This is a genomic window from Mucilaginibacter sp. (genome assembly GCF_025362475.1).
Taxonomy (GTDB): domain Bacteria; phylum Bacteroidota; class Bacteroidia; order Sphingobacteriales; family Sphingobacteriaceae; genus Mucilaginibacter.
Genome location: NZ_JANYGH010000033.1, coordinates 1 through 16,687, shown reverse-complemented (window position 1 = coordinate 16,687; position 16,687 = coordinate 1). Strand labels below are relative to the sequence as shown.

The 16,687-nt window shown below is 40.6% G+C and carries 8 protein-coding genes; 6 read left to right on the top strand and 2 right to left on the bottom strand.

Annotated elements, in window-relative coordinates:
* Positions 1–3: 3 nt before the first annotated feature.
* Entirely contained in the window at positions 4–3,339 is a 3,336-nt protein-coding gene (locus tag Q0R88_RS11775; RefSeq protein ID WP_295716305.1) for a VCBS repeat-containing protein, read from the top strand.
* Between the two features lie 7 nt (positions 3,340–3,346).
* Here Q0R88_RS11775 and Q0R88_RS11770 read toward each other — a convergent pair whose 3' ends face one another.
* Positions 3,347–4,276, bottom strand: coding sequence for a hypothetical protein (locus Q0R88_RS11770; RefSeq protein ID WP_295716301.1), 930 nt, complete (start codon positions 4,274–4,276; stop codon positions 3,347–3,349).
* Positions 4,277–4,504: 228 nt separating this feature from the next.
* Between Q0R88_RS11770 and Q0R88_RS11765 the strand changes: the two genes are divergently transcribed.
* Together Q0R88_RS11765 and Q0R88_RS11760 are read left to right on the top strand one after the other, a co-directional pair.
* Positions 4,505–5,833 (top strand): vanadium-dependent haloperoxidase, encoded by a 1,329-nt coding sequence (locus Q0R88_RS11765; RefSeq protein WP_295716299.1) that lies wholly within the window; start codon positions 4,505–4,507, stop codon positions 5,831–5,833.
* 17 nt (positions 5,834–5,850) lie between these two features.
* Positions 5,851–7,893, top strand: a complete 2,043-nt coding sequence (locus tag Q0R88_RS11760; protein ID WP_295716297.1) for a glycoside hydrolase family 65 protein — start codon at positions 5,851–5,853, stop codon at positions 7,891–7,893.
* Positions 7,894–7,944: 51 nt separating this feature from the next.
* Here Q0R88_RS11760 and treA read toward each other — a convergent pair whose 3' ends face one another.
* Positions 7,945–9,537, bottom strand: a complete 1,593-nt coding sequence (gene treA / locus Q0R88_RS11755; protein WP_295716295.1) for an alpha,alpha-trehalase TreA — start codon at positions 9,535–9,537, stop codon at positions 7,945–7,947.
* Positions 9,538–9,877: 340 nt separating this feature from the next.
* On the opposite strand from treA, the gene Q0R88_RS11750 reads away from it, so the two are divergent.
* The 3 genes from Q0R88_RS11750 to Q0R88_RS11740 are packed head-to-tail and all read left to right on the top strand — an operon-like array spanning position 9,878 to position 15,715.
* On the top strand, positions 9,878–11,086 hold the full coding sequence (locus tag Q0R88_RS11750) for an efflux RND transporter periplasmic adaptor subunit (protein WP_295716293.1): 1,209 nt from the start codon (positions 9,878–9,880) through the stop codon (positions 11,084–11,086).
* Between the two features lie 40 nt (positions 11,087–11,126).
* Positions 11,127–14,291, top strand: a complete 3,165-nt coding sequence (locus tag Q0R88_RS11745; RefSeq protein ID WP_295716292.1) for an efflux RND transporter permease subunit — start codon at positions 11,127–11,129, stop codon at positions 14,289–14,291.
* Positions 14,292–14,308: 17 nt separating this feature from the next.
* Entirely contained in the window at positions 14,309–15,715 is a 1,407-nt protein-coding gene (locus Q0R88_RS11740) for an efflux transporter outer membrane subunit (protein WP_295716290.1), read from the top strand.
* Positions 15,716–16,687: the final 972 nt, after the last annotated feature.

The following is a 16,687-nucleotide window of genomic DNA, read 5'->3' as shown; positions in this document are numbered from 1 at the left end:
AAGATGTCGCTATTTGCAAAATATATACCAGCGCCCATGAAATTGTTTGGCTTCCTGTTTTTTATCGGGATTTTTTACATGAGTTCATGCAAACCTAAAAAAGCAGGAGAAGGTGTTTTTAAATTGCTATCCGCAAGTGAAACAGGGATAGGGTTTGTAAATAAAAATATTGTATCAGATTCGGTTAATATTTTAGATTACCTCTATTTCTATAATGGGGCAGGGGTAGCTGCAGCCGATTTTAATAACGATGGTTTGCAGGATCTTTATTTTGTATCAAACCAGGGACCTAATAAGCTTTATTTAAATAAAGGTGGTTTAAAGTTTGATGATATCACCGCAAAAGCGGGCGTTGCCGGTACTGGTAATTGGAAAACCGGCGTTACTGTAGTTGATATTAATGGGGATGGATTAAAGGATATTTATGTATCCGTAGTATCTGGCTATAAAGGTTTTAAGGGTAAAAATCAACTGTATATAAACAACGGCGACCTTACGTTTACAGAAAGCGCGGCAAAATACGGGCTCGACTTTGCAGGCCTGTCAACCCAAGTTTCTTTTTTTGATTATGATAAGGATGGTGATTTGGATATGTTTCTGCTTGCCTCCTCTGTACATAGCAATGATACCTATGGCGATTCTACCTTAAGGTTTAAATACAGTCATGATGCCGGCGATCATCTTTTCAGGAATGATGGCGGCCATTTTACCGATGTTACCCAAAAATCAGGCATTTATAGTGCTCCAATAGGTTATGGGCTTGGCCTTAGTATCGGCGATTTGAACAACGATGGCTGGGACGATATTTATGTAAGTAACGATTTTTTTGAGCAGGATTATTACTATATCAACCAGCATGATGGTACTTTTAAAGAACAGCTTAAAACTGCCTTTGGGCATACCAGCCTGTTCTCTATGGGGAATACGATTAGTGATATCAACAAAGATGGTCATTTGGATGTGCTTACTACAGATATGCTTCCCGAGGATATAAAAGCATTACGATCAACTATCAATGATGAACCATTGGATATTTATAACCAGGAGGTAAATGCAGGCTATTATTATCAATATTCAAAAAATAGCCTGCAACTGAATGTTGGCAATGGAAATAAATTTGTTGATATGAGTTTATACAGCGGTGTATCAGCTACAGATTGGACGTGGTCGCCCCTGGTGCAGGATTTTGATATGGATGGTCGCAAGGATCTTTTTTTTAGCAACGGAATAAAAAAGCGGCTCAATGATATGGATTATCTTAAATATCTGGGCAATCCGGCTGTGATGCAGGAGTATAAAAATAGCCGCGTTTTTGATAAAGATAAGATCAACCTGATGCCTGATGGCGCTGTTCACAATTTTTTTTACCACGGAGATGATCTGCTGAAATTCACCGATGCCTCATTTACAAATGATATGCAGCAGCCCTCTATTTCTGCGGGCTCTGTAGCTGTGGATCTGGATAATGATGGTGACCTGGAGATTGTAACCAACAATATGGATGAACCTGCCTATCTATATAAAAACACTGCGATGGAAAGCCATAAAGATGATAAGCCGGGCTTTTTAAAATATGCGGTTAAATACTCCAAAGCCAATCTTGACGGTATCGGAACGAAGTTTTTCCTGAAATCAGGTAAACAGGTAGATCACCAGGAAATACAAACCAGTAATGCTTACGAAAGTAACCTAAGTAACGAATTGCTTTTTACTTTTTTACCCGGAGATAAACCAACTGATCTTTTAGTGATATGGCCTGATAATACCTGGCAGATCGTTAGTAATTTTAAACAGGGTAAAAAAGCGATAATAACTTATAATAGTAAACAAGTGCAGTCGACTAATGACATTTCATCGGTGATAAGTACCTTCATTAGTGGGGAAAAACAGTCGGACTACAAACCTGTACAAGCTAAACTGTTGACTCAAGTAAAAACTTTTGATACACCCGATTTCAATTATTATTCATTATTGCCGCATACCTATTTACCGCATATCCCCGCTATTGCGGTTGCCGATGTTAATGGTGATGGCATCGATGATATTTACGTTGGTGGCTTGACCGGTGAAGAAAAATATATACTCGCCGGAAACAAAGCAGGCGGTTATGATAAAGTGAAAGTAGCGGAATTTGATAAATTTAATGAATATGGAGATGAGCAGGCTGTTTGGGCCGATGTTGATAATGATGGTAAGCCCGACCTGGTTGTGATCAGCACTAATCACCCGCTTTTAGATGATGACAAAAGATTACCTCCGCGCTTATATATTAACAAAGGTAATTTCAAGTTTGAGTATAGGGCATTGCCTAAAATAACCAATCAAACATCAAAAATTGCTGTGTTTGATTTTAATGGCGATGGATTGAAGGATATATTATTAACCGGAAGTATATCCTATAAAGATTATACGGCCAAAGTGCCATCAGCTATTTTGATAAACAGAGGCAATGGTAATTTCGATGTTAGTCATGATAAGGTTTATGATGATATAACGTCAATCCAATATATAACCAGCGTTACCGAAGCCGATGTTGACCATAATGGTAAATCCGATCTGGTGATCACCGCTGAGTGGCAGCCTATTCAGATTTTTTTAAATGATGGTAAAAAACTTCGTAAATTTTCTTCGAAGGTATTGGATAATGAAAAGGGCTGGTGGCAATCAGCTATAGTTACCGATATGGATGGAGATGGCAAAGCCGACCTTATAGCAGGTAACTGGGGCTTAAATAATAAATATAATGTAACCCCAAACCAACCATTGTATGCTTACAATGCCGATTTGGATAAGGATGGAAAAAACGACTTGATTTTATCCTACTTTGTTAAAGGAAACTATTATCCCTTTAGGCCAAAGAATGATTTGGAACAAGAACTGCCTTATTTGAAAAAAGAATGGCTAAGCTACCAAAAAATGGCTGATAAAACAACCAGCGAAATATTTAAAGATAAATTGAATGATAACGATCGTTTAGCTGCCAATCAATTCAGCAGTATTTTTGTAAGCGATGTGCTGCATGCTACTACATTTAAAGAGTTACCTTACCAATACCAGCAGGCGCCTATACGATCAATTCTCGCTGACGATAAAAGCGGGGATGTATTGCTTAACGGTAACTTTTGGGGAGTTGTTCCTTATGAAGGTAAATATGATGCTTTGGGTTTAGTTGGTTTGCATTATAACAAACAACTAAAACAGTTTTCGCCCCCGGGTTATTTAATAAACGCAGCCTTTAACTTCCAGGAACTGCCATATATTTCAACCATAAAACGAGTTGGAAGTGCAGATTATCTTATTGTTACCTATGATGGTAGGATTGTTTTGGTTACTAAGTAGTTATGGTTTAAAATATCGGATAGTATATTTTGGTTACCCATTTTGAAGTGTCTTTTTCAGCGGATCTATCCGTGATTAGTGATTCAAAAGGCATGGCTGGCGATGTTAAATTATGATCTTTCATATAAGCTTTAACGGCGCCAAAGGCGTCACTTATAGTGTTAGGTCCACCCTTTACATCCATTACTAACAAATTGCCACCCAGTACAAGGTTGTTCATGAATGATTTTTGGTCTGGCTTAATTGTTTTATTGATCGGGATTGCAACGGTAATCTGGTATTCTTTATTTGCAATTTTTGTTACATTAAGAATTGGGAAGTTGGTCAACATAACACCTTTAGTTTTAGCTTGTGCTTTAAGGTCGTCAACTTTTTCATAAATCGTTTGAATGGACGGATAGTTAGCACTACTTGTAGTTGTAGTGAGCAAATAAGGGTCCTTTATTTTATTAATATATATTTTATAACCATAAGCATTATTTTTATCCTCCAGGAATAATTTAAGGTGCTTTAAAATTTCGGCTGTTTTGGTTTTAAGAGCCTGGGCATTTAAATAATTTTCAACCCTTTGAACCGGATTAAGGCTGTTTTGTAATTCAGTATGCCATGTTATTTTCACAGCAAAATCGTCAGCAAGATAACTGATTTCGCTATTGAGTTTCATATTGCCCTTTTGCAAAGTAACATGTGCACCGCCGTTGGTAGTTTGGCTAATATAAAAATGGATGTCTCCGTAATCAAACTGGTTATTATCAACCCTGGTGCCGGGCCACCATTTTTCCCATTGTTTGCTATGGGTTAAAAACTTAGCAGCGATAGCGTCGGATGCATCAATGTTAACCTGGTTGTTAATTGTTAAGGTAGATGGGATTATTAAATATATTGCTATTATAATTACTGCAGCAACAGCTAAAACTATAAATGTTATTCTTTTCATTTGGTTTAATCGGGGGCGTAAATCTATGAATACTGAGCAGCTTATTTGCATTTACAGCAAAAATAAGCCAGCCAGCACCGAAATAAATAAACGATATTTTATGTCAAAAAACAACGTTTTATATGCTGATGTATAGCATTAAAAAGCCTATATTGGCTGTTAATCCAATATGAAAACCTGTGGATATCGCCACGATATCTATGTGATTTTTAACCTATATTTTAAATTATGAAACTCTTTTTATTTTGTATTGCAGGAGTATTGTTTTTATTCGCATCCTGTAAAAAGCCCGATTATGAAAAAGTTTTACATGATCCTGAACTGTACCGTGTAACAGTAAAAAAGCTTAACGATATTGTATTAGAAAATAATTTTCCGCCGGTTACCGCCTCTCGGAATTATGCTTATGCCAATATAGCGGCGTACCAGGTAATAGCAGCTGGCGATTCAACACATTTCAGGTCACTGTCCGGGCAAATTAAACATCTGCCGCCAACGCCAAGGCCCTCAAAAGATACTACGGTTGATTACCAATTTGCATCCTTACTGGCATTTTGTTATGTGGGTAATGCGGTAACGTTTCCGGAAGGTAGTATGGATCAGTATGTTGATGGCTTAAAGCAAAAGGCAAAAGATGCCGGTATGCCTAATGATCTTTTTGAAGGCTCGGTAAATTACGCTAATAAAGTGGCCAAATTTATCATGAAGTGGAGCAAGGGTGATAACTATTTAAAAACCAGGTCGGCAAGTAAATACACAGTAAAACAACAGGATGGCCGCTGGATACCAACACCACCCATGTATGCCCAGGCGTTAGAAGCACATTGGGGCGAAATAAGACCAATGGTACTTGATTCAGCTGCACAATTTATACCGCCAAATCCACCGTTGTTTGATGTGAAAAATAAGAACAGTAAATTTTACCTGCAGGCTGTTGAGGTTAAGCAATTGGTCGATAGTTTGACCAAAGAACAAAAGCACCAGGCAGATTTTTGGGATGACAATGCTTTTAAGCTTAATGTAGTAGGCCACGCATCGTTTGCCACCAAAAAGTTTTCGCCGGGAGGCCATTGGATGAACATTACCGGGGTGGCTACAAGAGCAAAAAAACTTGATTTTAATACCACCGTTAGCGTATATGCGGAAACTGCTATTGCTTTGTTTGATGGATTCATCAATTGCTGGTATTTAAAATACAGATCTAACTACGTAAGGCCAGAAACAGTAATTACCAAATATATTAATGCAGATTGGCGGCCGTATATTCAAACTCCTCCATTCCCTGAGTATAGTAGCGGGCACGCTGTAATATCATCAGCCGCAGCCGAAGTGCTTACAAGTAAGTTTGGTGATAATTTTGCCTATACGGATTCGTCCGAAATGGAATTTGGTATTGATCCGCTTTCTTTCAAATCTTTCCGGGAAGCAGCGCAATCGGCAGCAATGTCAAGAGTGTATGGCGGCATTCACTTTAAAAATGCTTGTGTCGTAGGTAATAAACAAGGTGCTGAAATAGGGCAGCTGGTGGTGAAAAAGCTTCAACTAAAAATTAAATAAATCAATTAAAATTGATAATGAAAAGACTATCAAAATGGTTTTTACTGATAACCTTATGTGCTCCAATTGTGGTAAGCGCTCAAGGTGGTATTGACCCCTGGAATATCAAGGCTGATAAGATCGATCCGGCCAACTATTACGGAATTACTGTTGCCAACGGAATGATCGGCATTGTATCGGCACCAGAACCTTTTAAGGTGAAAAACGTGGTATTGGCAGGTGCTTATGACCTTTACGGTCGTGGCAGAGTGAGCAATTTTTTAAACAGTTTTAACCTGCTTAACATGTATCTGGAGGTTGATGGTAAACGCATCGATACCAAAAACATCAGTAATTTTAAGCAGGAGCTGGATATGCAGCACGCGGCATTTACCACAACGTTTGATTATGGTGATAAGGCCACTATAAAATACACTTATTATTCCCTGCGCCAGTTGCCATTCACTGTGTTGATGGATGTATCAGTTGTAGCCAAAAAGGCTGTTAATATTACATCGGCAAGCGTGATGGAAGCGCCGGATGCATTGAAAGAAGTACAGAATTATTACAATGAAATTGACCGCCCGCATGTTACAATCAGCCTTTTAACTTCAACGGCGAAAAGCCCGACAGGTAAAATGCAGTTATGTGCCTCAACTTCGTTTTTGTTTAATGAGCCACACGGGCAGGAGCCACGGATTATTCACGAAATGTGGGATAATAACATGCACCTGATGAAATTTAGCAAAGCTATTGCAGCGGGCCAAACTTATAAATACGCGGTAACAGGCTCATCAATAACATCTGCACACCACGCCGACCCACTAAACGAGGCTGAACGACTAACCATTTTTGCCAAACTGGAAGGCCGCGACCGCCTCATTAAATTTCATAATAAAGCATGGGATGATTTGTGGGCCAGTGATATACAAATTGAGGGTGATGCCCAGGCGCAGCAGGATGTACACAGTATGTTATATCACCTGTACTCATTCTCGCGTGCGGGCACAGCTTATTCACCTTCGCCAATGGGCCTTTCTGGTTTGGGTTATAATGGTCACGTATTTTGGGATTGCGATGTTTGGATGTACCCGGCAATGTTGGTGTTACATCCCGATATAGCAAAATCAATGGTTGAATATAGATTTGAACGACTGGAAGCGGCCCGTAAAAATGCGTTTTCGCATGGTTACAAGGGGGCTATGTTCCCCTGGGAAAGTGCCGATAGTGGGGTAGAAGAAACTCCTGTTTGGGCATTGAGCGGTCCGTTTGAGCATCATATAACAGCCGATGTTGCCCTGGCCGCCTGGAATTATTATTGTGTAACCCAGGATAAGCAATGGCTGCGCGAAAAAGGTTGGCCAATACTATCAGCAACTGCCGATTTTTGGGCAAGCAGGGTAGAGCGTAACGGTCCGGGCCAATATGATATTAAAAATGTGGTGGCTGCTGATGAATGGGCCGAAAATATTGATAACAATGCTTTTACCAATGCTGCTGCCAAAGCCAACCTCTTAAACGCAACCGCTGCGGCAAAAATATTAGGGGAGAAGGCCGATGCTGACTGGCAAACGGTTGCTCAAAATATCCCTATCCTTAAATTGGATAATGGAGTTACCCGCGAACACGCCAGCTACAATGGCGAGGGTATTAAACAGGCCGATGTAAACCTGCTGGCCTATCCGTTAAAAACCATAACTGATCCTGCTCAAATAAAAAGGGACCTTGAATATTATGAAACCCGTGTGCCAAATGAAGGTACACCTGCCATGACGCAAGCTGTTTTTGCATTATTGTATGCCCGTTTGGGTAATGGTGATAAAGCTTATCATTTTTTTAAAGATGCTTATGAGCCCAACCTTAATCCGCCGTTTAGGGTAATTGCAGAAACCAAAGGAGGCACCAACCCTTACTTTGCCACCGGAGCAGGAGGCATCATTCAAAGCTTACTGATGGGTTTTGGCGGTTTGGATATCACGCCTGCAGGTATTGTGCAGGTTAAAAGCAAATTGCCATCAAACTGGAAATCATTGAAGATTACTGGTGTCGGGCTTAATAAAAGTACTTATACAATTAAATAGAAGGGATATTTAAGATGCGTATCGCATACGCATCTTAAATAATTTCAAAAATCAATTCTGGTTCTCAGGTAAATTCTTCGATTCCTGCGCCGGATCAAAATGATAGCGGTTAATAAGATGGAGTAGCACCCCATTTGTCCATCCAAAACCATCTTGTAAAGGGTACTCGCCACCGCCGGCCGTTAATTTGGTATCAACCACATTATATTTTTCCAATAATTTGCCGGTTTGCTTAAACACACGAATATTTAACCTCAACCAGCGGGTGGCAATTTCTTTTGCCAATGCATTGTAATTGTATTTTTCTAAACCATCAATAGCCATGTATTGTAAAGGCGCCCAGCCATTTGGCGCATCCCATTGCTGGCCAGAGAAGTTCAAAGTGGTAACCAAGCCGCCGGGTTTCAGGAAATTATTTTTTAACCCTTCGGCTATTAACCGGGCCTGCTCTTTTGTCGCAATTTTAAATTCCAACGGAAATTCAGCTGCAAGGGTAGGTACGGCCGATAGTTGATTTAGTTGCAGATTGTAATCATCAAACCAACCGGTTTTGCGGTTCCAGCAGTATTTTAATATCGCTTTTTTTCTGTTTTCGGCTTTGGTCCGATATTGCCCGGATAGTTTTAAATTACCACTTTGCTGGTAGGAATGGGCAATGGTTAGTTCAAGATTATAGATCAGGCAATTCAAGTCAACCGGTACAATATCAGTGGTTTGTATAGTGGCAAGCTTGCCCGATGCATCAAACCAACGGGTACTGAAATCCCATCCTGAAGCAGCAGCAGCCCGTATATTATGATAAAACTGGGGTAGGGGTTCTTTGGTTTCTTTAGCTGCATCAACGTCCTTCACATATGATTCTTCCCTGGGTTGGTCGCTTTCGTCCCAGTAGCGGTTCATGATTTCGCCACCACGCATACGTACGGCTCTATGGCTTTTTGAATTTATTTTTAACTGTGCCGAACCCAGCATCCAGTAATTATACTCCTTAATTAGTTGAGGCCTGAATTGGGTTAGTACCTGTTGCCCTTCGTTTTTGGCCAGCAGGTTTACCATCATGGCAAAAAATGGCGGTTGCGAACGGGTAAGGTAATAGCTGCGGTTGCCGTTGGGTATAAAACCATATTTATCAATCAGGTAAGCAAAGTTCTCTACCATGTTGTGGATCACCTTAATTTGATGACTCTCCTGTAAACCCAGCATCGTAAAATAGGAATCCCAATAATAGATCTCCCGGAAACGACCGCCGGGAACTATGTATGGATTGGGCAGTGCCAATGTTGATGAATTGGCCTTTGCCTCATCTGGTCTGCGCTGCAATACCTGCCACAACGTATCAATATGCTTACGAATCCCAGCTTCAATATCAGTTTGGAAAGCATTATGAGATACGGGTATATCAAAATTTGCTAATACAAATGCCTTTAAATCAAAACCCGGTTTATCCTTTTGATCATGATAAGCTTTCATGATCAATGCCGGATCTTGCCTGGGTACAGCATCAACAAAGGTTTTATTATCCGGAAATATGTTTGACAATTGAACGGCTTCAAATAAGTCGGGATATTGTTGCCGCGGAGTTAAGGTTTGCGATTTAACACTAAGCGTGAAAAATAAAAGCGCGAGTAAAAAAAGTCTTCTCATTATCGTTTTGATGTACCTTTTACAGGATAAGGTAATTGATTTATAATAGTTTATAAATTTACTGTTTTTGAGAGGATTGTAAGCGGTATCTTAATAATTTTATGCTGTTTTGATATAAAAAGGGTAGATATCTGCACTTACAACTTATTATGAAATTCAAGGTATATGAACATTCCGGATGCGCTGTTTCGGCTTTGCTGGATATTGGCAATTTAAACTTAAAGCATAAAATTTTACTTATCCTGTAACAATACCATCTACTTAAACATCTATATAGAAATTATATCCGAATTTAGCGGCCGCTTTGCCGTACCCGGTATTGATTATGATTTAAATAATAATGATGTCTTTTATCCTGCCTTTAAAAAAATCCAATTTAACGCCCTTAACTATTGCTAAGGGAATTATGATCACGATGGTTTCTACGGTGTTCTTTTCTGCCTGTGTTGATAAAAGCAAGCAGGCTGCGGCAGGCCCGGTAAACCAGGTTTTGGATTACAAAGTAATGCAATTGCAACCCCGGTCGGCTACGTTAAATATTGATTATCCGGCAAGTATTCAGGGACAGCAGAATATCGAAATAAGGCCCAAGGTTGATGGTTACGTAGAGAGAATTTATGTAGACGAAGGCTCCGTTGTAACCAAGGGGCAATTGCTTTTTAAAATAAACGCTCCGCAATATGAGCAGGAAGTGCGCACGGCTGAAGCCGGTATTAAAACCGCCGAAGCTGATCTGAGCATGGCCAAAATGCAGGTAAACAAAGTGAAGCCACTTGTTGAAAAGGATATCATCAGCCATTATGAACTTGAATCTGCCGAGTATACACAACAATCAAAAGCGGCTGCATTGGCGCAGGCCAGGGCTGCTTTGGTAAATGCCAAAGTAAATTTAGGATACACCACTATAACCAGTCCGGTGAATGGTGTTATTGGCTCATTACCTTATAAATTGGGAAGCCTGGTAACAGGTTCCACCACAGAACCGCTTACAACTGTTTATAATACATCAAATATTTACGCCTACTTCGCGCTTAACGAAAAGCAATTGCTCAATTTGAGCAGGGATAGCGTAAATAATACCTCATTAAAAACTAAGCTGAGCAAACTCCCGTCAGTATCACTGATATTGCCGGATGGAACTACTTATGAGCACGGCGGCCGTGTTGAAACTGTAAATGGCTTAATCAATACTGCTACAGGTACAGCAAATGTGCGGGCTGATTTTGTGAATCCGCGTGGCCTTATCCGCAGTGGCAGCAGCGCGGTGATAAGGATTCCAAATGTGGTTAAATCGGCATTACTGGTTCCCGAAAGCGCTACTTATGAGCTACAGGATAAACGCTTTGTGTATGTGGTAGATGATCAAAATAAGATAAAAAATGTAGCCATTAATGTGATGGATAACACCGCTGGTCAGTTCTATGTAGTTTCCGATGGTCTTAAAGCCGGCGATAAGATTATACTGGAAAGCTCTGGTAATCTACAGGATGGTACTGTTATTAAACCGAATGAAGTAAGCGCCTCATCTGTTTACGGTAGCCTTAAATAATCACACCTTTTCACCTTCTGCTCATTACTAAAGCAATATTATGCTTAAAAAATTTATAGAACGCCCGGTACTATCAACAGTTATTTCTGTATTACTTTTGATTCTGGGTATTTTAGGACTTATCAATCTGCCCATTTCACAATACCCTGATATTGCGCCGCCAACTGTACAGGTTCAGGCCTATTATAGCGGAGCCAATGCCGATGTGGTACTTAAAAGTGTCATCATCCCGATGGAAGAACAGATTAACGGGGTGGAGAACATGACCTACATGACCTCATCTGCCAGTAACGACGGTTCGGCATCTATCACTGTTTATTTTAAGGTAGGCACCAATCCCGACCTGGCCGCTGTAAACGTGCAGAACCGGGTTTCAAGAGCTACCAGTTTGTTGCCGTTGGTAGTTACCCAGTCTGGTGTTACGGTTGCCAAAAGCCAAAGTAGTAACCTTATCATTTTTTCGCTCTACAGCGAAAATAAAACCTATGATGAAACATTTTTACAAAACTATGCCAAGATAAACCTGGTACCTCAAATACAGCGTGTTACCGGTGTGGGTAACGCCAATGTTTTTGGATCGCGGGATTATTCTATGCGGATCTGGCTAAAACCCGACGTTATGTCGAGATACAGCCTTATTCCTGATGATATTACCGATGCGCTTAATGAGCAAAATATTGAAGCCGCACCCGGAAAGTTTGGCGAGAACAGCAATCAATCATTCCAGTACGTAATAAGGTATAAAGGGCGACTTAAAACAGCTGCTGAATTTGGCAATATTATCATTAAATCTGTAGGAGGCGGGCAATTGCTGCGGTTAAATGATGTGGCACGTATTGAATTAGGTTCATTGGATTACTCTTTTGATATCCAAACCAACAGTTTACCATCGGTAGGAGTGGCCATTAGTCAAACAGCCGGCTCAAATGCCCGTGATGTAATTAATGAATCAAAAAAGATCCTGGATGCGGCTGCCGAGAAGTTCCCCAAAGGGATGAAGATCACTTACCTGGTTGATGCCAACAATTTCCTCGATGCCTCTATTGAAAAGGTGATCAGTACCTTGATTGAGGCATTTATACTGGTATTTATTGTAGTATTTGTATTTCTGCAGGATTTCAGGTCGACGCTGATCCCTGCCATCGCAGTTCCGGTAGCTATTGTAGGTACTTTCTTCTTTCTTAACCTTTTTGGTTTTACCATCAACTTGCTCACACTATTTGCCCTGGTATTGGCAATAGGTATTGTGGTGGATGATGCCATTGTTGTGGTTGAAGCAGTACACGCCAAACTCGATCTGGGTTATAAATCGGCACGAAAAGCATCCATAGATGCAATGAATGAGATCTCGGGCGCCATAGTTTCCATTACATTGGTCATGTCGGCTGTGTTTTTACCCGTAACATTTATTACCGGCTCAACCGGTGTTTTCTATAAACAATTTGGTATTACCCTGGCTGTCGCCATTTTACTATCGGCAGTAAACGCGTTAACATTAAGCCCGGCTTTGTGTGCCTTGTTTTTAAAGCCACATGAAAAGGGAACTAAAAAGCATGGTTTTCTTAACCATTTTTACGTAGTGTTTAATGCTTCGTTTGATGCGGTAACTGGTAAGTATAAAAAAACGGTAAACTTTTTGGCTCATAAAAAATGGATAGCACTCGCGGCTGTCGCCTTGTTTTCGGCCGTGTTGGTGTATTTGGTTAAAACAACTCCATCAAGCTTTGTCCCTAATGAAGATCAGGGAACTGTTTTTGCCGCTATCAGCCTACCGCCTGCATCCTCAATGGAACGTACCGAAGCTGTTGCCAGTAAAATAGACAGTATTGGCCATACCATCCCCGAGGTTCAGAATACGCTTAAGCTGGTAGGTTTTAATTTTATAGCAGGTTCGGGAAGTGCTTACGCTATGGTAATCATGAAGCTGAAAAACTGGGATCAACGTAAGGAGAAAAGTCAAAGCCTTCAAAGCATCATTGGTCAGCTTTCAACTAAAACAAGTGGATTAAGGGAAGCCAACGTGTTTTATTTTTCGCCACCAACCTTACAGGGCTTTGGTAACAGCGATGGTTTTGAATTGGAGTTGCAGGATAAAGGAGGCCATACTGTTGATGAGTTATTTAAAGTAAGCAACAACTTCCAGGCGGCTCTTAAAAAGAGGAAAGAGATCCAAAGCTTGAACTCATCATTTAATCCCAATTTTCCGCAATTCCAGGTAGATGTAAATGTGGCAAAATGTAAAGAAGCCGGTGTAACCGTAAATTCGGTATTAAATACATTGCAGGGTTACTATGGTGGCTTGTATGCTTCAAACTTTAACCAGTTTGGTAAACAATATCGCGTAATGGTACAAGCCGATTATGATTACAGGGCTAATGAAATAGGCTTGAGCAAAATATTTGTACGTAATAGTGCTGGTACCATGGCACCCATTACCTCGTTTATATCACTAAAAAGAGTATTCGGCCCCGAGTCAATTTCGAGGTTTAACCTCTTTACGTCTATCTCTGTTTCCGGGTCACCCAATCCTGGTTATAGTACCGGCGATGCTATTAAGGCAATTAAGGAAGTAGCCAAACAAACATTACCTGCCGGGTACGACTATGAGTTTTCTGGCCTCACCCGCGAAGAATTGAGTACCGGTACCCAATCAGCCTATATATTTATGCTTTGCCTGGTGTTTGTTTACTTTTTATTGAGTGCCCAATATGAAAGTTATATCCTGCCTTTTGCAGTGCTTCTTTCTTTACCTGTGGGTTTAGCGGGAACCTACTTGTTTGCACAAATTTTTGGAGTAGGAAGTAACATTTATCTGCAGATCTCACTCATTATGCTCATCGGCTTACTGGCAAAAAATGCAATCCTGATTGTTGAGTTTGCTTTAGATAGGCGCAGGGCCGGCATGGACCTGATTCCCGCTGCCATTGCAGGTGCCGAAGCCCGTTTACGTCCCATACTCATGACATCTTTCGCTTTTATTTTTGGTATAATGCCTTTAATGGTTTCAACCGGAGCGGGTGCCAACGGTAACAGATCAATAGGTACAGGAGCTGTAGGAGGGATGTTTGTGGGTACAGTGTTCGGTGTATTTGTAATTCCTGTTTTGTTTATCATATTCCAGCATCTGCAGGAAAAAGTAAGCGGCAAGCGAAAATATAATGACGATGATGAAAACGATGAAGCAGTAACAACCGCTGCCAATTAATTCATAAAAGGTAAAATATGAACAAATCTGTTTTTAAATATATATTGCTCTTTACGCTGATATTTGGTGTATTGGTGTCCTGCAAAATTACCAAAACGTATAATCCCCCGGGCGTGATCACCAGCGGGCTATACCGCGACCGCGAGTTAAACGATACTACTACCCTGGCAACAATGCCATGGCAAAGCCTTTTTGCTGATACGGCGTTAAGGGCGCTGATACAGGAAGGGTTGAATAATAACCTTGATCTTAAAACGGCTGTACAAAGGATTTTAGAAGCACGGGCAACATTGCAGCAAAGCAAGGCCGCGTTTTATCCATCATTATCTGTCAATGCAAGTGTAACAAGGAATAAACAATCCTCGGCCGGCTTAAATTATCCTGCCGGGGTAAGTATCAATACCTTAACCACCACATACCAGGCCGGTTTAACATCTTCATGGGAAGCCGATGTTTGGGGTAAATTGAACAGTACCAAGCGGGCGGCCCTTGCCGGTTATTTACAAACCGATGCCGCGAAAAGGGCTGTACAAACGCAATTAATTGCAGATATAGCAAATAATTATTTTACGCTATTAGCTTTGGATAGGCAAATGGATATTACGCTCGAAACCCTCAAAAACAGGATCAAGGACGTGGAAACCATGAAAGAGCTTAAAGCCGGTGCCGTAGTAACCGGTGCTGCCGTGGTGCAAAGTGAGGCTAACCGTTATGCTGTAGAAGTATCCATTCCCGATTTAAAACGCAGCATCCGCGAAACCGAGAACGCTTTAGATATATTGCTTTCAAGAGCGCCGGGACCCATTAACCGGAGTAGCCTGGCTAATCAAAAGATAGTAAGCGAACTACAGGCCGGTATCCCAACCCAATTACTTAACAACCGTCCCGATGTGCAACAAAGCGAATATGCTTTCAGAGCCGCTTTTGAGAATACAAATGTTGCCAAAACTTATTTTTATCCGTCATTTACCATAACTGCTTCCGGAGGTTTATCTACATTACAGTTGAAAGATTTTTTTGTCAATTCTATATTCTATAATATAGCCGCCGGCCTAACGCAACCTATTTTTAACCAGGGACTAAACAAAGCCCGCCTGCGTACCGCACAAGCCCAGCAACAGGAAGCTTTAAATAGTTTCCAGAAAACGCTGCTTGTAGCCGGACAGGAGGTTTCCAATGCGCTGTACGCACAGCAAACCGCTTTGGAGAAACAGGATGCACGCAACAAACAGATTATAGCCCTGCAAAAGGCTGTAGATTATACTCAGGAGCTGTTAAGATATAGCTCGGCCACTAATTATACGGATGTATTAACATCCGAACAAAACCTGCTATCTGCACAGCTGGGTGGAGTTAACGACAGGTTGCAGGAGTTACAGGCAGTGGTAAATCTTTATCATGCTTTAGGTGGCGGGTGGAGATAATAGCTAAATAGATTAACTCTTAGTTGTTAAATTTAGTGTGTTTTTTAACTCTGCTGTAATTTTTTGTGCAAATGACAGGAGGCCTGTCTGTAAAAAGCTACATTAAAATAAAAAGATATAGTACAGAAATGAAAAAAGCTTCTTAAAAAGGAGCTTTTTTCATTGGTAGATGTTATATAGTGATCAGGCAATAAAGCCCGTAAAATGAGTTGATCGATCTTGATTATTGCCCAATAGCCTGTTATGAATCGCTTTCAGTGTTACAGCCTTTTTGGTAAGAAGATCAAAAATAGTATTTCTGACACTTTTAACAGGTTGATTGAGGTTGATGTGGACTATTTTCATAGTTATATGTAAACCAATTTCATGCCATATATTTATTTTTATGGCATGATAAGTTATTGACACGCCCAATCAATAAGTAATTTCTATCCAACATATATAAGATACAGCGAGGATTACTGTCGTCGACGTTGTCTGGAGCCAAACGAGGTGATTCCTTATTGATCTGTTGCTCTTAATGTGGGCGTTGCCTGCGGCCGGGTCATCCGCTCATACGCGCACGAGGCATTAGGCTCGGGCCGGTATCCGCTGCTACCCCTAACGCAATTACGGTGTATATATAATATATATGTACTGAAAAAGGGAGATCAGGATATTACGGAAGTGAGTTTACCATATATAAAGGTATAGTAGCGTTATCCGATGAAAAATGCCCCCGTTTCCCCGCATAATTTCCGTTGAACAGCCTTTTATAAAGTTTTTGAGATTGATTGCTAAGGAGTTAAGCTTATAGGTTAAGTAATTGTTAAAAACAGCTTGCGGAATTGTGAAATCGGCGTACCTTTGCAGCCCGCAAACGAGGAAGCGGGATTTGTTCTTAGAAAGGTTACTGAAAGGGTTTTTGAAGCAGGAAGAGGGAAAGAGAGAAGAAGCAGGCTTCAAAAAAAGATCAGATAAATTTTCGGAAAG